The 18,665-nt window shown below is 37.4% G+C and carries 15 protein-coding genes and 1 pseudogene; 5 read left to right on the forward strand and 11 right to left on the reverse strand.

The annotated features are described in order from the left end of the window. Nucleotides 1–18: 18 nt before the first annotated feature. The 3 genes from GQR56_RS14920 to GQR56_RS14930 form a co-directional block, all read right to left on the reverse strand. Entirely contained in the window at nucleotides 19–1,029 is a 1,011-nt protein-coding gene (locus GQR56_RS14920) for an ArsJ-associated glyceraldehyde-3-phosphate dehydrogenase (RefSeq protein ID WP_024609718.1), read from the reverse strand. Nucleotides 1,030–1,057: 28 nt separating this feature from the next. Next, entirely contained in the window at nucleotides 1,058–1,414 is a 357-nt protein-coding gene (locus tag GQR56_RS14925; protein ID WP_024611590.1) for a metalloregulator ArsR/SmtB family transcription factor, read from the reverse strand. 163 nt (nucleotides 1,415–1,577) lie between these two features. Continuing rightward, nucleotides 1,578–2,006, reverse strand: a complete 429-nt coding sequence (locus GQR56_RS14930) for an organic hydroperoxide resistance protein (RefSeq protein ID WP_024611591.1) — start codon at nucleotides 2,004–2,006, stop codon at nucleotides 1,578–1,580. A gap of 129 nt (nucleotides 2,007–2,135) precedes the next feature. Here GQR56_RS14930 and GQR56_RS14935 point away from each other — a divergent pair, with 129 nt between their 5' ends. The 3 genes from GQR56_RS14935 (at nucleotide 2,136) to astB (ending at nucleotide 5,681) form a co-directional block, all read left to right on the forward strand. Continuing rightward, nucleotides 2,136–2,570, forward strand: coding sequence for a MarR family transcriptional regulator (locus GQR56_RS14935; RefSeq protein ID WP_166112927.1), 435 nt, complete (start codon nucleotides 2,136–2,138; stop codon nucleotides 2,568–2,570). A 46-nt stretch (nucleotides 2,571–2,616) separates the two neighbouring features. Next, nucleotides 2,617–3,711 (forward strand): L-dopachrome tautomerase-related protein, encoded by a 1,095-nt coding sequence (locus GQR56_RS14940; RefSeq protein WP_166112930.1) that lies wholly within the window; start codon nucleotides 2,617–2,619, stop codon nucleotides 3,709–3,711. 623 nt (nucleotides 3,712–4,334) lie between these two features. Continuing rightward, on the forward strand, nucleotides 4,335–5,681 hold the full coding sequence (gene astB / locus GQR56_RS14945; protein WP_166112933.1) for an N-succinylarginine dihydrolase: 1,347 nt from the start codon (nucleotides 4,335–4,337) through the stop codon (nucleotides 5,679–5,681). 43 nt (nucleotides 5,682–5,724) lie between these two features. Here astB and GQR56_RS14950 read toward each other — a convergent pair whose 3' ends face one another. The 4 genes and pseudogenes from GQR56_RS14950 to GQR56_RS14965 all read right to left on the reverse strand — a co-directional run bounded on the left by GQR56_RS14950 (nucleotide 5,725) and on the right by GQR56_RS14965 (nucleotide 11,587). Further along, a complete protein-coding gene (locus GQR56_RS14950) occupies nucleotides 5,725–6,774 on the reverse strand; it encodes a hypothetical protein (RefSeq protein WP_166112936.1) in 1,050 nt (349 codons plus the stop codon). Between the two features lie 5 nt (nucleotides 6,775–6,779). Next, nucleotides 6,780–8,786, reverse strand: coding sequence for a thrombospondin type 3 repeat-containing protein (locus tag GQR56_RS14955; RefSeq protein WP_166112939.1), 2,007 nt, complete (start codon nucleotides 8,784–8,786; stop codon nucleotides 6,780–6,782). A 553-nt stretch (nucleotides 8,787–9,339) separates the two neighbouring features. Beyond that, nucleotides 9,340–10,595: pseudogene (locus GQR56_RS14960) on the reverse strand (IS4 family transposase). Between the two features lie 137 nt (nucleotides 10,596–10,732). Further along, a complete protein-coding gene (locus GQR56_RS14965) occupies nucleotides 10,733–11,587 on the reverse strand; it encodes a mechanosensitive ion channel domain-containing protein (protein ID WP_166112942.1) in 855 nt (284 codons plus the stop codon). 275 nt (nucleotides 11,588–11,862) lie between these two features. Between GQR56_RS14965 and GQR56_RS14970 the strand changes: the two genes are divergently transcribed. Then, a complete protein-coding gene (locus GQR56_RS14970; RefSeq protein WP_166112945.1) occupies nucleotides 11,863–12,543 on the forward strand; it encodes an SDR family oxidoreductase in 681 nt (226 codons plus the stop codon). A 507-nt stretch (nucleotides 12,544–13,050) separates the two neighbouring features. Here the strand turns inward: GQR56_RS14970 and GQR56_RS14980 are convergent. Beyond that, nucleotides 13,051–13,758, reverse strand: a complete 708-nt coding sequence (locus GQR56_RS14980; RefSeq protein WP_166112948.1) for an SDR family oxidoreductase — start codon at nucleotides 13,756–13,758, stop codon at nucleotides 13,051–13,053. 403 nt (nucleotides 13,759–14,161) lie between these two features. On the opposite strand from GQR56_RS14980, the gene GQR56_RS14985 reads away from it, so the two are divergent. Further along, nucleotides 14,162–15,475, forward strand: a complete 1,314-nt coding sequence (locus GQR56_RS14985) for a M20/M25/M40 family metallo-hydrolase (protein ID WP_166112951.1) — start codon at nucleotides 14,162–14,164, stop codon at nucleotides 15,473–15,475. A gap of 178 nt (nucleotides 15,476–15,653) precedes the next feature. Here the strand turns inward: GQR56_RS14985 and GQR56_RS14990 are convergent, their stop codons facing one another. From GQR56_RS14990 to GQR56_RS15000, 3 genes are all read right to left on the reverse strand, one after another. After that, nucleotides 15,654–16,451 carry a response regulator gene (locus tag GQR56_RS14990; protein ID WP_166112954.1) on the reverse strand — a complete coding sequence of 266 codons (798 nt, stop codon included), beginning with the start codon at nucleotides 16,449–16,451 and terminating at the stop codon, nucleotides 15,654–15,656. A gap of 153 nt (nucleotides 16,452–16,604) precedes the next feature. Next, nucleotides 16,605–17,321: a Sir2 family NAD-dependent protein deacetylase gene (locus GQR56_RS14995; RefSeq protein ID WP_024611603.1), complete on the reverse strand. Its 717-nt coding sequence runs from the start codon at nucleotides 17,319–17,321 to the stop codon at nucleotides 16,605–16,607. Then, nucleotides 17,318–18,334, reverse strand: a complete 1,017-nt coding sequence (locus tag GQR56_RS15000) for a kelch repeat-containing protein (protein WP_166112957.1) — start codon at nucleotides 18,332–18,334, stop codon at nucleotides 17,318–17,320. Before GQR56_RS15000 ends, GQR56_RS14995 begins: the two co-directional genes overlap by 4 nt. Nucleotides 18,335–18,665 lie beyond the last annotated feature (331 nt).

Genomic DNA, 18,665 nt, shown 5'->3' on the forward strand with positions numbered 1-18,665 from the left:
AAACCTTTTTAAACGAGATTAAACCAAATCACTTTGTGCAACTTTAAGCATTAGCTCAGCGGTACGGTTTGCATAACCCCATTCGTTATCATACCAAGCGTATAATTTAAGCTGAGTGTTGTTAATTACCATAGTTGAAAGCGCATCTATGGTGCAACTACGTGGATCTGTTTTGTAATCTACCGATACAAGCGGTCTTTCTTCATAACCTAAAATACCTTTAAGCTCAGTATTTGCAGCGTCTTTAAACCAGTCATTCACTTCACTTTGTGTTACGCCTCGCTCAAGCTCAAACACGCAATCAGTAATTGATGCATTTGTAAGTGGTACACGCACAGCATGACCGTTTAATTTACCTTTAAGCTCAGGAAAAATATGCGTAATGGCTGTTGCACTGCCTGTTGTTGTTGGTATTAAACTAGTACCGCATGAACGCGCTCTGCGTAGGTCTTTGTGGGGTGCATCTATAATAGTTTGAGTATTGGTAATATCATGTATGGTGGTCATTGAGCCGTGTTTAATGCCTACTTTTTCTTGCAATACCTTTACGATTGGCGCTAAACAGTTAGTTGTGCAAGAAGCGGCAGTAACAATTTTATGCTCATCGGAGTTATAAAGGTTATCGTTTACACCCATTACTATATTTAAAATACCATCTTCTTTTACAGGAGCAGTTACTACTACGCGCTTAACACCTTGCGCTAAGTATTGATTTAACAGCTCAGTGGTTTTCATTTTTCCACTGGCTTCAATAACCACGTCGCAATCTGACCAATCCGTTTCATTTATGGTTTTGTTATTCGTTACTAAAAGAGTGTGTTTACCTACACTAAATGAATTATCGTTACTTGTAACCTGCTGCGCTAAACGCCCGTGTACTGAGTCAAATTCAATTAAATGAGCGTGGGTTTTAGCATCGCCCGCTACATCATTTACTTTAATAAACTCTATTTCTGGCCAATCAACTGCTGCACGCAGTGTTAAACGCCCCATACGGCCAAACCCGTTAATACCTACTTTAATAGTCATAATTAAATACCTTTAATGAGTTAATTTATTAGTTACAACAGCTAGCTGCACGTTCAGGGCGATTACCCATAGCGTTTAAGCGCGTTAAATCGTTTTCATAAAATGAAGGGTTAGCAGTAAGCGTTTGCGTTAATACATTTTTAGCCCACTCTGGCAGTGCTTTGTTAATACTGTAGTACACCCATTGATTTTGTTTACGGTCGCTCAATAATCCGCATTGTCTTAACTGTGCTAAATGGCGAGATACCTTAGGTTGGCTTAATTTAAGTGCAGCAACAAGCTCGCATACACACAGCTCTTCTTCGTGACTAATTAGCAGCATTGCTTTTAGGCGAGTATCGTCTGCTAGACATTTATAAAATTGAAGTGGATTAAATTGTTCCATATTGTCCTCACTGTGCTTATGCATACACAATAAAACAAAATAACAATATATGGAATAGTGAATATACGTTTTACCGTATATTAATTTTTATGCCTTAAATGCAAAAAAGCACACAACGACTAATTGTCGTTGTGTGCTTTTATAGCTTTTCTTTATTTAGTTATTAAATAACAGAAAGCTCTACTTCAATGTTGCCACGTGTTGCGTTTGAATATGGGCATACTTGGTGTGCTTTATCTACAAGTGTTTGCGCAGCTGCTTTATCCATATCACCTAGTGATACAGCTAGTTTTACCGCAATACCAAAACCGCCTTCAATAGCACCAATAGACACTTGTGAGTCAATATGCGTGTCGCTTGGTAAATCTATTTTTTCGCTACCCGCTACAAATTTAAGAGCGCCAATAAAACATGCAGCATAACCTGCGGCAAATAATTGCTCTGGGTTAGTGCCTTGTCCGTCATCGCCGCCTAAGCCTTTAGGTGTTGATAAATTTACATCTAAACGACCATCATCAGATTTAGCTACGCCTTCACGACCACCAGTTGCAGTTGCTTTTGCTGTGTAAGCTACGTTTTGTAATACATTCATAATGAACTCCAAAGTTTAAAAATATCAATCAATTTAGTTTGTGTGCAAAATAATAGAACAAGTAATTAGAGATTGCAAATACTTTGTATGCAAATTAAAATAGCATGTATTGAAATGAAGGATAAAGTTATGTCGTTTGAGCAATTAAAATTAAAAAATCAACTATGCCATCGCTTATATATGGCATCGAACAGTATTGCTCGCGCTTATAGAGCACCTCTTGCCGCTCTTAATTTAACCTACCCGCAATACGTAGTGATGATGGCACTATGGGAAGAAGACAAAGTAACTATTGCAGATCTTATTGATAAAACTGCGATCGATGGCGGTGCAATGACCCAAATACTCAAAAAAATGAGCGACAAATCATTACTTGCTGTTATTAAAGATGAGCACGACAAGCGCAAACGTCTCGTACAATTAACTCAACATGGTCATTCACTCAAGTTAAAAGCAGCCGATATTCCAAAAAATATTTTATGCAAATTTAATAGTATTGATACAACGCAAGCACAGCAACTTATGCAATTACTCGATTTAGTCGTAAGCGATTTAGCCGATTAGGTTCTTATTTTTAAACCATAACGTGTTTTAAAAGGTTCTACTTAAAATGACTCACATTAAAAAATTACTCTTAGTTGCCGCATGCAGCACGGCATTACTTGGCATCAACCCTGTATTTGCTAATAACAGCGACCTACATACTGTAGCAACTTTTGATGCGCAGCACCCACCAGGTAATATTGCTATTACCCCATCGGGTAGAAAGTTTTTATCTGTACATGGTTTTTTTGGTCAAAAACAAAAAATTATGGAGCTTTTGAGCGATGGCACAACTAAGCCCTACCCTAATAAAGAATGGGCTTACGCGTATAACAACGGTAAAGGTTTTTACGATGTACTCGGTATAAACGTATCAAGTGATGGTATTTTGTGGATGCTTGACACTTCAGGACCAGATCATGCTGGGCGCTTAGTGGGTTGGGATACAAACAAAGAGCAACTGCATAAAATTATTTACCTCGCTAAGCCAACCATCACCGACACCTCGTTTTTAAACGATTTAGTCATCGATAATAAACATGGCGTTGTATACATTGCTGACACAGCACAAGGCAGCCAAGCCGCTATTATTACCGTAAACCTTAAAACAGGTGTCGCACGCAGAGTATTACAAGATAGCCATTACACCACAGCCGAAAATATAGATATGGTTATTGATGGCCGCACAATGAGCCTTGGCGGACAACCTGCCCGTTTAGGTGTAAACCCTATTACGCTTGACCCTAACGAAGACTGGCTTTACTTTGGATCTATGTCGGGCACGTCGGTTTACCGCATTGCCACCAGCGATATAAATAACAAGAGCCTTTCGGCTAAAACACTTGAAGATAAAGTAATGCGTTATGGTACTAAGCCAATTTCAGACGGTATTATTGTTGACGGTGGCGGTAATGTGTATGTAACCGATATAACCAACGGCGCAATTGGTGTAGTTAAACCATCTGGCGACTACGAAGTATTATTTAAAGACGATCGCCTCAGCTGGCCTGATGGTTTTAGCTACGGGGCTGATCATAAAATATATTTTACCGTTGACGACTTACATAACTCGCCAGTACTTAATAATGGCAAAAATCAAAGCCACGGTAAATTTAAAGTGATGTCGTTCGAGCCTTTAGTAAAAGGAAAAGTAGGTCGTTAATTTACTTTTTGAGTGACTGTATTTTTTTAAAAAGCCTTGCACATAGTTGCAGGGCTTTTGTTTGAAATGCACCGTATTGGTATATTACTTTGCGAGGCTTCACCACTTTGGTGCTAACTCTTAAATATGTATTTACACTTAAATACTAAATATATGATTTCTATTCATAAAATATTCAACTTAATGTTGGCATACTTCTTCCTATAGACTGATGTGTTCAGTGAAAATACCAAGGAAAAAACCATGTACAACTTATACAATACCCTTTACCTTTTATGGCGTTTAGACATTAGCGTTTGGCAAGTTAACGATCCTACTAATACTCGTACTACGGCAGAAAAAGAACGCGCCTATGTTAAGTAACATCGTATTGTGTAAAGGCTTTGCATAAAGCTTCATTATATAAACTTTCTTTATGCTAAGCTTTTGCGCACTATGAAATTGATGAATAAACCTTCTTCAACTACTTATTAGCCACCGAATATAAAAACGAAGCTCCCTACAAAAAATCATACATATAAAAACATCAAAAAATTAGTAAAAACACTGCGTTTATAACTTTGCAAGCAGCCCTATTGCGTTGTATTGTTGCACCCTATTGAAAATTTTTAGTTGGAACGTGTATGCACGCTTTGGAAGTTAATTTTGATGGTTTAGTTGGTCCTACTCACAACTATGCTGGTTTGTCGTACGGTAATGTTGCCTCGTTAAATAATGCTGCAAGTTTTTCAAACCCTCAAGAGGCTGTGCTTCAAGGTCTTGAAAAAATGAAAGCCATGCACGACAAAGGCCTAACTCAAGGTGTATTTGCTCCCCATGCGCGCCCCGACTTAAACGTATTGCGCCGTTTAGGCTTTACAGGCAACGATGCTCAAGTAATTCACAAAGCATTTAAAGCAGATCCTATATTATTACGTGCTTGTTACTCTGCATCGGCAATGTGGACAGCAAATGCAGCTACAGTATCGCCATCTCCTGATACAACCGACGGCAAAGTACATTTTACTTCAGCAAACTTAAATAATAAATTTCATCGCTCATTAGAGCCTGCCACTACAACACGCTTATTAAAAGCAATGTTTAATAACGACAAGTACTTTGCGCACCATACTCATTTACCCGACCAAGGTTTTTTTGGTGATGAAGGTGCAGCAAACCATACTCGCTTTTGTGATAACCACGGCGACGAAGGTCTTGAAATGTTTGTATTTGGTGCCAGTGCTTTTAATAGCCAACTACCAAAACCAGCTAAGTTTCCAGCAAGGCAAACACTTGAAGCCTCAGAAGCAATTTGTCGTTTGCATAACTTAAAAGATTCAAGCCAAATTTTACTGCAGCAAAATCCAGATGTGATTGACCAAGGTGTGTTTCATAACGATGTGATTGCAGTAGGAAATGCCAACGTTCTTTTATGCCACCAGCAAGCTTTTTTAAATCAAAAACAAGCATTGCAAGACATTCGCGAAGCGTATATTGGCAGTAAAGAATTTTATATTATTGAAGTACCAACAAGTAAAGTAAGTATTCAAGACGCAGTAAGTAGTTACTTATTTAATAGCCAGCTAGTGAGCTTAGCCGATGGTTCTATGTTATTAGTAGCACCACAAGAGTGTAAACGTAACAGCGCAGTAAATGCCTATATTGAAGAAATGATCATGGCAGATAACCCAGTAAACCAAGTGCAGTTTTTCGACCTTCGTCAAAGTATGAAAAATGGCGGCGGCCCTGCTTGCTTGCGTTTACGTGTAGCCGTGAACGAGCAAGAACTTGCTGCAATAAACCCTGAGGTTATTTTGACCGACACTAAATACACCCTATTGTGTGATTGGGCAAAACGTAACTACCGCGATAAATTAACTGCTAACGACTTTGCAGACTCAGCACTATTAACTGAAAGCTACCAAGCTCTAGATGAGCTTACGCAGCTACTTAGCTTAGGCTCAGTGTACGACTTTCAATTAGAAGGTTAACAATTTCATAATGCAGCGACATAAGTGTCGCTGCATTATTGTTTCAACGTTTTTTATTCGCAGCATTAGCAATCACCAATTTCACCTCGGTACTTACAAAACTTTGAATATGTAGTTCTTTTTCTATTGCTCTTTTTGTAGAAGGGCTTCTTTGTACTGCGATATCAAACAGTTTTTCTACTTGCTCAGCAGAGCTTTTTGATTGTGTAGAACTCCATTTGATTAAGGCGGCAGTCGCTTCGTATTGCCCCATATTAGCAAGCGTATTTAGCACTGTGTTTTTTATATTGGCGGTGGAGTTATCTGTTAAATATCCTGCTATATGAGGAACTAAAGATTCATCATGAATCGTGTTCATCGCACGCTTAACAAACATGCGCTTACTCTCATATTTTTCATCAATATAACCAAATAAATACTCTATTTGTTCAGCCTGTGCATGCCGAGCGATTGTAGTAGTTAACTCGCCAATAAATGGGTTTTCTTCATTCGCAATTGTAAATGCTTGCTGCGCTAAAGCGGTGTATTGACCACCTCGATTTAGTTTTTCTATCGACTTTTTAACGTTATATATAGCCCTCGATCCTTGCCAGTCATCTTCGGCAACAAAACCAAAAAACACTTCACTCGCTCTTTGGGTGTCTATTGCTGCTAAAAGACTTAAACTATATTCAATTAACCTGTCGTCATTTTTATTACCCTTAATTGCTGATTGTAGTTTTTCAATAATAAATTGATAAACACCTTCATTCTTCGTGTTTATCAAGTAATTCAACAGTTCCTTTTCAGCAATAAAATCAATGGTTTCACTGTTATAAACACGATTCAAAAGCGTTTTAGTAACAGTTAAAGCATCCTCATCACTGAGTTCTTTCATTTCAACATTATTATCTTTGACATTTTTTGATGATTTAGAGGTAGCCAAAGTAGTGTCTGTTTGGTGTGTTTGTACATTAGATACAGTATCTTTAATCCCTCTAGATTTAGCATCTGTATTCACCGGTAACTCTACATACTGAACAACAGGCAAAAACCAATAAAAAGTAAACGCTACCAGTAAACATATAAAAGTTAAAAGTATCACTTTTTTCATAATACTTATTTCCACTCTAAATCTGTATATAAAGCATCAAGCAACCTAAAAATATCGGTTACTCTTTCAGTCTCTTCTGTGTGCAAAATATTTACATCTGTTTGTGTATCTTCCTTAGCAATTGATATACCTTGTCTTTCTAACAATAAACTCAATTTTTGGCTATAAACAGGTACAATTCCATCACCAATAAATGAAGCTCTTGTTTGCCCGTTTTCAATATACCTTAGTGTTTCCGGATGCGGATGATCACCCCCGAAGATAGCTCGATAAGCATACAAATCATATAACTCATTTCCGAATAAGCCCGCGCTCTTACTCAATACTCCAAAGTCAGTACCTTGATAAGCAAGTTGCCCTATGATTAAGCCATCAAGACTTGTTAAGTCGCTATTTAAGCTTAGTATTTCTGGTGATCCTGGTGATAAAAAATCGATACTTGGCGATTGCAAGTCCATTTGATAATCTGGTCCGAGCTTAGACCCAAAATATGTTCTTGTACCATCGAGCATCTCAACAACTTCCCAGTTATCTTCACACTTTCCGCCATCTTGTCGATAAGTACTTTCTGGAATGCAATTGTCGTTCATATATTGATAAAAACGCCCTAATGGAGAACCTTGATGTGGAGTTCCTGTTGTTGCGAACCCTTTAACAAAAGACTTATACATAGCTTCATCATTCTGCAAATAAGAGCGAGCTGCTAGACCACCTCGGCTATGACCAAATAAAAATATTTCAGTATCTTCACCTAAAGAATCAACTATTTTCTCTACAGCCTTTTCTACTTCGTAACCTAAGCCTTCAAAAGAGGTAAAATCACCATCACAACCCAAAGCATTAATACATGATTTATTATCTAATCCTGTTCTTGCATAAATGCCTTCTCGATCAAATGCTCCAAATTCCAAATTAAAACAGCTAATACCGTCACTATTAGCTTCAACTACTGGAAGAATATTATCGTTAGTAGTTAATATTTGGCATTGACCATTAAAAAAGCTATCGTCATTTACCATTGCATCCCATGTACTAGGACTTGAAGCTAATCCGTGTAAAAGTAGCATTGCCTTTTTATATATAACATTTTCTGTCGTGGCTAATAAATTAAAAGTCGCGCCTTCTTTCGCGAGTATACCAATGTGGTAAGAAGCAGCCTGATGAACACGTATTGCACAACTTTCATTTTGAGTAGAACTTAAATTAGAACGACATTGATACTCAAATTTGGTTGGGAAATTATCTTCTTTTATGTATAAATCAATATCGCCCGATAAATTAAATAACGTAATATTTAGCATTCTATTTTCAGGTGCTTCAACGGTAAAATACTGCCATTGACCTTGAGAAATATCACCTTCAATTGTTTGATCTATAATTAATCTACCTGGGTTCTTAATTGTATTATATTCAGCTATGTATGGGTTTTCATCTTCATCATTGAGGATACCATCACCGTCTATATCTAGATCGCTATTATTACCAATACCGTCACCATCTAGATCATCCCATTCAGTTGCATCGAATGGAAACACATCTGAAGCATTAGATACATTATCGCCATCAATATCAGGATCGCTATTATCGCCAATACCATCATTATCTAGATCATTCCATTCTGATATATTATATGGGAAAGTATCTTGTGTATTTAATACACCATCCCCATCAATATCTGAATCTTCACTATCAGCAATACCATCTAAATCTGTATCGCCTGACAACTTACCGGTGCTATCTCTAACAATATATATTTGGCTATTATCTCTTTCTCTTAATACTAAATACTCGTTTAGTTCATTGAATATAGTCTCACTATTATTTATGGCATTAAGCAATTTCGCCTCTGATTCAGGAACAATAGCAAGGCGAACTAAATCAGCAGCCACGGATTCATTCTGGGCATGACCTTTAATAATAAAGTCTTCGAATAAACTTGGTGAGGTTACATTTAATAATTGACTAATTTGAGAAGTAGCGGAGTTTATATTAAGCGTCTTTCTATTTTTCAAATAAACAAGTGTCGTTAAAGGAGTGATTAATTTTTCACCTTTTGGTGAAGCTAATATAAAGTCTTTATTAATAACCCTATTTAAGCTTTCATCAAATGTTTTACCCCCTTCAGCAAATAAGATCACACTATAATCTTCCGGATTAATTTCAGATGAAAGAGTAAGTACTCCTTTTCCATTAGCCTGAGTAATACCGCTGGGTTCTTCCGCATCCTGTATTCCATTATCATTAAGATCTAGCCAAACAACTGCAGAACGTAAATAACCATCAATCGCGGTTACGATATATGTTTGAGTTACAGTTTCAGGAGATTTCACGGGGGTTTCGGAAGAATCTGAAGTTCCTCCACTGCCACACGCTAGTAGAGTATTTACAGACACACACAGAAAAAACAGACGTAGATATTTTTTTACAGCCATCCTTGACACCAAATTTTAATTAATAATATCCCTACATTATACCCTCATTAAAATTCAACTATCAATTTATTAACAAACATAACCAAATATATTAAAAATAAAAATAACGAGTTAAGACTCTAATGCCGTTCACTTAAGGTGAGCGGCTTTTTTTTCTAGCGTACCGCTCCGGTCTTTGCTTGACTAAACGAGGAAAACATTGCTCTCTTCGAGGCTCTAGAATTAGGTTTTCTGCCATGGCATAAAAGTATTTTAACTGATGTGGTATTGCTCCAGGTGTTAAACAAGCTAATCCAACAAGTAGCCTCATTATTGGAGCTAAACGACCATTGAAACTTAGTTGGTACGGTAAATAATCATCTTTTAATGTGTGCCACATTTTCACCATCTGATATCGCACCATATTATAAGTAAGCAACACTCCCCACAGTGCTTGCTTTACAAGCGCTGGTAAACGACTTCTTAACGTTAATCTATTAGCAAGCATATATTGCTTTTGTTCACGATAACCAAGCTCTATTTCCCAACTGTGACTGTATAAATCCCCTATACCTGCTGACGGATATAGGATCTATCATAGATGTCACCACACTGTATGACTTACTCTTTATTTTTCGAGTCAATAACCTTGCGACTAATGTGTCAGCCAGCGTTGACCACATTTTCTTGCTCTTGGGTTGCTGCTAAGCTGGACTAATTTATCATTACGCCCTAATGTCTGAATAACATCATATTGTACATTTTTTTCAGTGGTATTAGCCAATAGTGTTCATTCCCCGTCGTTTGCCATTTATGTAAAAGCCCTAAAGAATAAAAACCTTTATCAAATAAAGTGAGACTGTTATCTGGTGTGGTTTCAATAAGCTTTTCATTGACCTTGTAATCATCAAAAGCGCTACCCGTTATTAAATGGCTGCTCAGCTCCATTTAACACACTATTCTGACTTGTAGATATTGTGTATTGGTCGGCTTTGTAAAGGCTTCATTGTTTTGGAATGAGTCATCCGTACGCCAAACAGTACCATCGACACCAAGCAAAGTAAGTCCATTCCAATGTATTTGGGTGCATTCAAACAACGCTTGCTTGGCGGCTTCACCAAGGTTTTTTACGACGCTAAGTTAAGCCGCTTGGCGTAACAAATGGCTTACCCTCTCGGTCAACAATATTGAGCATGTTAACTACATCAGTCATCGATTTTTCATTATAAAAACCATACCAATCAACAATCAAGCCATTGATTCTAGGGTTAGCTTTTTTTTTCATAGTGTAACGGCTTCGGTCAACGCATAGGCTTCTTCGATAAAGAATAAAGGGAGTAAATCTGCGAGTGTTTCAACTTCATTAGGCTTGATGTTGTTGATAATATCGAGAGCATTAGAAAGTTGCATAAAAAAATCCGAATTCGGCAAAAGAATTCGGATTCTTACATACCTAGAAGATCATTCAAGTGCTATTAGCTATTTCTTAAATGATCGGCATTACAGCCAAGGCTCGCTATTTTTATTTGTGTTTATGCTAATAAAATTTATACGTCTTTACTTACCGTTATTGCCGATGCCATCGACTCAGATATATGAAGCGTGCGTTGCGGGAACGGAATACTCAGCCCAGCACCTTCAATTGCTTCTTTAACGCGTTTATTTAGATCCCACACGGTTTGCCAATAATCACCATTTACAGTCCATGCGCGTAATTGAATGTTTACCGCGCTTTCGCCTATTGATGTCACCATTACTTTAGGTGCTGGCTCTGCGAGTAATCGGCCCTCTGATGCGGCTAATTCTTTAAGCACATTTAAACCAACGTCAATCGAGTCGGCATACGAAATACCCACCACAATATCCATTCGTCTTTTGCCATTACGAGTAAAGTTTTTAATATTTCCACCCCATACCTTGCCGTTAGGCGATGCAATATAAAGGCCGTCGGTAGTTTTAAAAATAGTAGTAAATAAGTGTATTTCACTCACTGTGCCAAGCGTGCCACTGGCATCAACAAAATCGCCTATTTTAAAAGGTCTAAGTATTAGCAGCATAATACCTGCAGCAATATTACTCAGTGTATTTTTAAGCGCTAAACCAATAGCCAAGCCAGCAGCCCCCATTAGCGCAATTAAACTGGCCGTGTTAACGCCAAAAATATCTAAAATAAATAGCCCGCCAATTATATAAACTAAATAACCAGCAATACTCGATAAAAGCGGGAGCAGCGTACTGTCCACCTTTTTTAATGGTGATTTAGAATTCTTAATCGCATTTTTAACCGAACGTGCAATTAAGGCACTCGCAATTAAAATCACCAACGCTAAAATCACCTTGTATCCTAAAGTGATGATTGTTTCTGAATGGCTTTGCCAAAACGCTAAAAGTTTATCTTTCATGTTTGTTCCGATAAATGAGGCTGAAACTCAGCAAAATTATGGTTAAATTTAATAAAAACCGACTTCAAAAGAAGTGGCGCGAGTATATAGAATAAAAAATTTAAACCTACCTTTTTTAATCACTTATTTCAATTTTAATAACGACTTTAAAATCATGATTATTGAAGCGTAAAGCACCGCTATTTATGGCTAATTTATAACGACTATTCAATGTAGGTTAATTGTTTATTGGTATGGTGATTTTAAGTTTTTAACGTTCATTAAAGAGGTCATCTATGGCAAAAGAAAAAATAGTACTTATAACTGGCGCTTCAAGTGGCATTGGCGAAGCAACCGCAAAAACCCTTGTTAACAACGGCCATAAAGTAATACTTACCGCTAGACGCGAAGATAAGTTAACGGAGTTAGTCGAGTCGCTAGGCTCAAATAATGCATTGGGTGTAGCCGCAGATGCAACCGACTTCACCGCGCTTGAAAACGTTGTTACCAAAGGCATTGAAAAGTTTGGTCGATTAGACGTAGCCTTTGCCAACGCAGGCATGGGCGTTTCAACCGCAGGCACCGAAAAAGGTGACCCAGATGAATGGTCAGCGATGATCGACATAAACATTAAAGCGCTACTGTGGACTGCAAAACTAACACTGCCGCATTTACGACAAAACCAAGGTCACTTTATATTAACTAGCTCAGCTGCTGGTCGTAAGCCATTAGGAGGCTCTATTTACGGGGCAACTAAATGGTTTGCTTATGGCTTTGGGCAAAACTTAGCTGAGGAAATGAGCCAGTGGAACGGACGCTGCACAACCATAGCACCAGGTATGGTAAACACTCCGTTTTTTGATGAAGCAAAACCCGATAAACTCGACCCACAAGATGTAGCCGACGCCGTACTGTTTGCAATTGAAGCAAACCAGCGCAACAGCGTACGCGAAATCTATTTAATGCCGACTAATTAAACTTTGGTTGGTATATTTTGGGCTATCAGGTTTAATACCAATGTTATTAAACCTGATAGCGGCTTGTGCTAAATATGGGCTAGATGTTTGTAGCCAACAAATCATCTCGATTTCAAAAAAGCATACTCAGGGATTGCCAACCAAAACTATATTAAGACCTGTGAGAAACGAGATTTAAGCACATTTCATTCTTAACTTTACCCGTAGGCGCTTTAAAATAAAAGCATATAACGTTGATAATTTTGTGTACTCAGTGGCATTGATTCGACCGATAAAAAACATGATATTTGTGTACACCCAACAAGCACTAATAAATATCATTACACCGTTATTAAACACACACCTAAAGCGTGGCATGAATGAGTTATGGATCTTAAACCGCGTTAACACCCTAAGATGAATCGACATATTTAATGGGCTTAAAACAAACAGGCTCAGCAGTTTTAAAATTTGCAATTAATAACTGACTTTACTAGTTATCCACCTCATAGCGTGTTTTTAGATTTATTAGAACGGTAACTCATCACCATTAAAACTATAAAGGTTACCCGTATTATCAATAGATAAATTCAGAATAACGTTCATAACCCCAAGAGCCGAATCTACTACATTTTCACTTGCTGTAGAGCCGCCCATATCTGTTTGAACCCAGCCGGGATGAACAGCCACCACAGCGACATTATCATTAACAAGCTCTTGTGATAAATTCACTACTAGCATATTGGCTGCTGCTTTAGACATTCGATAACCATACCAATCCACACTTTGTTCTAGCGACAAAGATCCCATAGCAGAAGAAATAACCGCTATCTTACATAAGCGTTTTTTATTCATTAAAGGTAAAAAGCAATGAGTTAAATATAGTGGTCCCAATGAATTCACTTTAAAACACATTTCAGCATTAGCATAATTAATAGTATGGATACTTGTGTTTTCTCGATCCAAATATCCCGCATTATTTACTATTAAATCTAATTTGATATTTTCCTCGCTAAGTTTACCTGCCAACGTCTTAATATTTTCAGGGCAAGTGATATCCATTAATTCAATAGACAATTTATCAGGAAACTTACCTTTCAATGAAGTGAGATCAACCGCCGTTTCTAGATTTCTACAGGTAGCAATTACTGTCCATCCATTTATAAGGTATTGTCTGGCTAATTCGAAACCGATACCCCTATTAGCACCCGTTATTAATACAACTAAGTTACTCATTGTTTATACCTATAAATCTAACAGTTTAGTCTACGATATTTGTCGTCTAAAAACCGACAAATATTCTTATATTACAATGGTTTTACCCTAGCTATAAAGCAAGTATTTGTAAACAGCTAGTTCCGCCTTAACTTTTTTAAATACAGCACAACCCCAAAATGGTGGAGATCTGTAATATTAGACAAAATACAAACAACTGTTTAAATACACAGATTTGTTGTTAGTTATAAATTTACATCATAGATCGTTATTAAAACCCAATAACTCGCATTAACCATAACTCTTATACTTGCAACTCATTCTTATTTATAAAATAAGTTAACTATCATAACCCCCACCCTATTGAATCCTAATTAATTTTACTTCATATTAAATACTCTTATTTCTCACTTATTATGCTGTTATGTCATTTTTTAAATTTAGCCATGCACTTATTCTCACAATCGCTAGTACTTTACCGCTTACAAGCTATGCCGCTTTAGATAAAAATGAGCGCGACATTGTAGAGCAAGTCGATAAAAATACTCCCCAGGCACTGCAAGAAATAGAACAAGCTGTAAATATTAATAGCGGATCACTTAATATAGAAGGCGTAAAAAAAGTAGGCGAGCTTACAAGTAAGCAATTAGCAGCCATTGGTTTTGAAGTGGAGTGGCTTGATGGCAGTGCATTTAATCGTGCTGGGCATGTATTAGCAACATATGAGAGTAAAAACCCCGATGCAATAAAAATACTAATGATCGGCCATCTAGATACAGTATTTGCCAAGCACGATGACTTTACCACTTACAAACAGCTTGATGCCGATACAGCCAGTGGTCCTGGTGTTGCCGATATGAAAGGCGGTAACACGATAATAATTACCGCCCTTAAAAGCTTACAATCCCTTAATTTACTTGAAAACGTGAGCATAAAAGTATTACTTACTGGCGATGAAGAAAGCAGCGGTCGCCCGCTTAGTTTATCTAAACAAGCTATTGTTGATGCCGCTATTTGGGCAGACGTAGCCTTAGGTTATGAAAATGGTGATAACAATATTAAAACAGCGATGGCGGCGCGCCGAGGTTATACTGGTTGGACATTAACTGTAGACGCAAACGCTGCACATTCATCACAAATATTTAATGAAAATGTAGGTTATGGTGCTATTTACGAGGCATCACGCATTTTAAATAGCTTTAGAGAACAACTTGCTACACAGCCTAATTTAACGTTTAACCCTGGCTTAATTGTTGGCGGTACGACTGCTGACTACAATAGTAAAAACTCTTCGGCAACTGCCTTTGGTAAAAGTAATGTTATTGCTCAAAAAGTACATGTTGCTGGTGATTTACGTGCGCTTTCGCCTAAACAATTAGAAAATGCAAAAAGATCAATGCAACTCATCACTAGCAATAGTTTAAATGGCAGTAAAGCAGAGCTTATTTTTGAAGATGGTTACCCACCAATGGCACTCACTGAGGGTAATCAAAAATTATTGGAAATGTATAGCGATGCTAGTCACGATTTAGGTTACAACAAAGTGGCTGCTGCCAATCCACGAAATGCCGGCGCAGCTGATATTTCGTTTGCAGCAAACCATGTTGATATGGCACTTGATGGTTTAGGCTTAATGGGCAGCGGCGCGCACACTAAAAACGAAACGGCTGATTTAACCAGCCTTGATAAAAACATCAAAAAAACCGCATTACTCATTTATAGATTAGGGCAGCTGTAGCTTAATAACAAGGCGCATACTTGATATCGCTATTAAGACTATATTATGTTTTGTGGCGTTTGGGCTTTATAGTGCACCTAGTCATTAATAATAAAAAAGCAGCCACTTTTAATAAGCGCTGCTTTTTGTTTTATTCGTTTAGGCTAATATGTTTACCGTTAGCCTTAGAGTTAATAGTTTAAGACATTATTTTAAACAGTAAATCTTTTACGGTTGCTGGCTCAAACGGTTTGTCGCAAATAGCGTCAACGCCTGCTTGCGCTATGTTAGCTAAGTGTGTTTCGTTTGCCTCAGAGCTAACCATTAAAATAGGAATATGTGAGTAACTATTTGAACGCCTAACTGTTTCGGTTAGTTCTTTACCATCCATCTCTGGCATATTGTAATCAGTTACGATTAAATCGAACGACCGCTCATTTAAATATTCAATCGCTTCTTTACCATTCTCAGCCTCAACGGGTGCCGGTATTCCCATACCAGCAAGTACACGAATAATATGCTTGCGTGCAAAGCGACTGTCATCAACGACTAAAACTCGTAATAATGTTACATCAAAATGTTCTAGCTCAACTTCTTCTTCAGTAATTATATCTAAGGTCGCTTTTAGCGCGCGTGTAATCGCTTTAGCACTAAAAGGTTTTGGTAATATAGCTAATACCCCCGACTGTCTTAATTGCTCAAGATATTTTTTATTGCGCTCAGTCGACACCAACATAAATGCTTGGTTTTCGGTACTCGCAGTTGATCTGATTTTTTGTAGTAGCGAGTCTGCGGTGCCATCAGCAAAGTACATACTGCTAATCACTAAATCAGGTTGATACCTTTCAAGCATAGCCAAAGCTTGTGCTTGTGTAGTAGCGGTTTCAATTTGGTTTACACTGCACTGGGTCAGCGATTTTATAATTAGTTTTTGTTGAACATCGGAAGGTTCTACTAATAATATTGATAAATTGGCTATTGCAGTTAAATCACTCATTTATATCTCTTCAATATTGTTATGTTTTTTATAAAGCAATTGCTTTTATTCATTAAGATTATAGAACAACATACATAGTTGAATAGATAAAAGGTCTACAAAATTGTAAATAAAATATAAATAGCGCGTCAAATACTTACAACGCGCTCTATTTTAGTTATTTTGAATGTATTCCAACGCCGTCATTTTTTTATAACTTACATTGGGGTGTAAAACATGAGTTGGCTCTGGATCTACCACTTCTATTTCAATATTGTTATTACGCGCGATATCTAATGCCATTTGTGTAATGTTAACGCTAAAAGATGTACCCATAAATACGATTTTTTCAGCTTCATTCATACGTTGTTGAGCTTCACTGATACGATATAACTCGGTGTAATATTCATCAAATAATAAAACAAATGGCTTATAAGAGCGATTGATTATTGGTACCTGACTTTGAATGTTAAACACGTCAAATAACGATTCATGTAAATTGCTTTCGTCAACCTTATCCCACGGTGTAGTAAATGGAGTAACATCATCGCCTTGCTCATGAAATAGCGTCATTTGATCGAGCCTTCCATGAATAGCAATATAATTTTTATTACCCGCTTTACCATCAAGCCCATCTATATTTTGAGTAATTAAGCTTTTATCACTTAGCCAGTGGTGTACATCGTTAGGACCATGATTTCGGTACGTTGCAAAACGATGGTAATACCATGCTAAAAACTCCATTGGGGCACGCTTATACATAGCACGCGTGGCCATTTCTATTGGGGTATAGTTTTTGCTGCCAATAGTCCAATAACCATCTTCACCTCTAAAAGTAGGAATGCCACTAGCAGCACTTACTCCGGCTCCAGTAATATATAATGTGCTCATTTTTCTACCTCATACCCCAGTACGTCAGCACTTACTTGTTGTGTGTTATTCATGCCACCAATTCGATATAAAACACCTTGATTCTCAAGTAAACCACGGTGATCCATACTTGCTACTTTAAGGACTGATAAAATTTGCCATTTATTTTTTTCAATATTAAAACGCCAAACATGATTACTGGCTGGTGCAGGTTTTCCGTCATAACCAATACCACTGTAGTTATAAGGATTATTAGAACCCGCTAACATATAAATATTACCGTTATAGCTGGTGGCTGCCATTCTGTAATGTGCAGTCCCTGTTGGGTGTGGCAATGTACGCCAATCTATTTTTAACGGATTAGTTTCGTCTATAGTACCTTTTAAACACTGCGCAACACCTGCAAACGAACGACGTGAATCTGGATTTGCTTGTGTTTTAACGCCATCACAAATAACAATTGTATTGCCGTTAATAGCTGCTGCTTGACCAAATACTGGTTGCCCTAAAAATGGTGAAGCTTGTTGCCATGTATTATTTTGCGTGTCATAAACTTGGACTAAGTTTACGTTACCGTCGTTATGCCAACCACTAATTAAGTATATGTAACGTTGTTTATAACTAAGGGCAACACTATCATCAACCGGCACTGGCATATTAGCTAATTGGCTGTAGGTGTCATTTATTACATCGTATTTGTATACGTCAGGACTTGATGTTTCTGTATGATCGCTTGCTACTGTATAACCACCAAATACATATGCATATTCACCTAAGCCAACAGCAGTACTTGCTAACCGCCCTTTTATTGGCAAACTCGAAGGCACACCCGTTTTAGCTTGCCATTGTGAATCACCTAATTTAAGTGCCCATACTTTATTGTGTACTGATGAATGCTTTTTGTCGTGACCCAAACCCATAAAACTTAAAAAGTAGGTTTGGTTTTGTATTGATACTTTTGCAACTGCGTTATTAGCTACGGGCTCTGGTAATGCGGGAATACTTGCTAAAGCAAGAGATAAAATAAGACTCATAAGGCAGATAATTCAATAATTGTTTATACGGCCAGATTAAATTATTTTGTCCCTATAAGCCAATATTGTTGTATCTAAATAATCGGATTAATAAGTAATATTAAAGGTGCTGTATATATTCCCTTCAATTTAACTAATCGTTACTTAAAAAAAGAAAAAACCAACTATTCTGTAATCCAATTATTGTTTTAAAAGTGATTTTTTCGGCTATATTTTTATCGGTAAGTAAGTAAAGTGCCAGGGCAAGAGCATGAAAAAACACTATAAATTCAATACCTTTTCAAGATAAGCTGTACTGCGCATCGCTTTCTTCTGCTTTGCTGGCATACCT

It is taken from the genome of Pseudoalteromonas sp. Z9A5 (assembly GCF_011378875.1).
Classification (GTDB): domain Bacteria; phylum Pseudomonadota; class Gammaproteobacteria; order Enterobacterales; family Alteromonadaceae; genus Pseudoalteromonas.

What these genes read in the sequence shown, in the direction of transcription:
- GQR56_RS14990 (WP_166112954.1), bottom strand. Translation starts at nt 16,451, where the DNA reads ATGAGTGATTTAACTGCAATAGCCAATTTATCAATATTATTAGTAGAA.
- GQR56_RS14950 (WP_166112936.1), bottom strand. Translation starts at nt 6,774, where the DNA reads ATGAAAAAAGTGATACTTTTAACTTTTATATGTTTACTGGTAGCGTTT.
- GQR56_RS14930 (WP_024611591.1), bottom strand. Translation starts at nt 2,006, where the DNA reads ATGAATGTATTACAAAACGTAGCTTACACAGCAAAAGCAACTGCAACT.
- GQR56_RS14935 (WP_166112927.1), top strand. Translation starts at nt 2,136, where the DNA reads ATGTCGTTTGAGCAATTAAAATTAAAAAATCAACTATGCCATCGCTTA.
- GQR56_RS15000 (WP_166112957.1), bottom strand. Translation starts at nt 18,334, where the DNA reads ATGAGTCTTATTTTATCTCTTGCTTTAGCAAGTATTCCCGCATTACCA.
- GQR56_RS14995 (WP_024611603.1), bottom strand. Translation starts at nt 17,321, where the DNA reads ATGAGCACATTATATATTACTGGAGCCGGAGTAAGTGCTGCTAGTGGC.
- astB (WP_166112933.1), top strand. Translation starts at nt 4,335, where the DNA reads ATGCACGCTTTGGAAGTTAATTTTGATGGTTTAGTTGGTCCTACTCAC.
- GQR56_RS14985 (WP_166112951.1), top strand. Translation starts at nt 14,162, where the DNA reads ATGTCATTTTTTAAATTTAGCCATGCACTTATTCTCACAATCGCTAGT.
- GQR56_RS14925 (WP_024611590.1), bottom strand. Translation starts at nt 1,414, where the DNA reads ATGGAACAATTTAATCCACTTCAATTTTATAAATGTCTAGCAGACGAT.
- GQR56_RS14940 (WP_166112930.1), top strand. Translation starts at nt 2,617, where the DNA reads ATGACTCACATTAAAAAATTACTCTTAGTTGCCGCATGCAGCACGGCA.
- GQR56_RS14980 (WP_166112948.1), bottom strand. Translation starts at nt 13,758, where the DNA reads ATGAGTAACTTAGTTGTATTAATAACGGGTGCTAATAGGGGTATCGGT.
- GQR56_RS14920 (WP_024609718.1), bottom strand. Translation starts at nt 1,029, where the DNA reads ATGACTATTAAAGTAGGTATTAACGGGTTTGGCCGTATGGGGCGTTTA.
- GQR56_RS14965 (WP_166112942.1), bottom strand. Translation starts at nt 11,587, where the DNA reads ATGAAAGATAAACTTTTAGCGTTTTGGCAAAGCCATTCAGAAACAATC.
- GQR56_RS14970 (WP_166112945.1), top strand. Translation starts at nt 11,863, where the DNA reads ATGGCAAAAGAAAAAATAGTACTTATAACTGGCGCTTCAAGTGGCATT.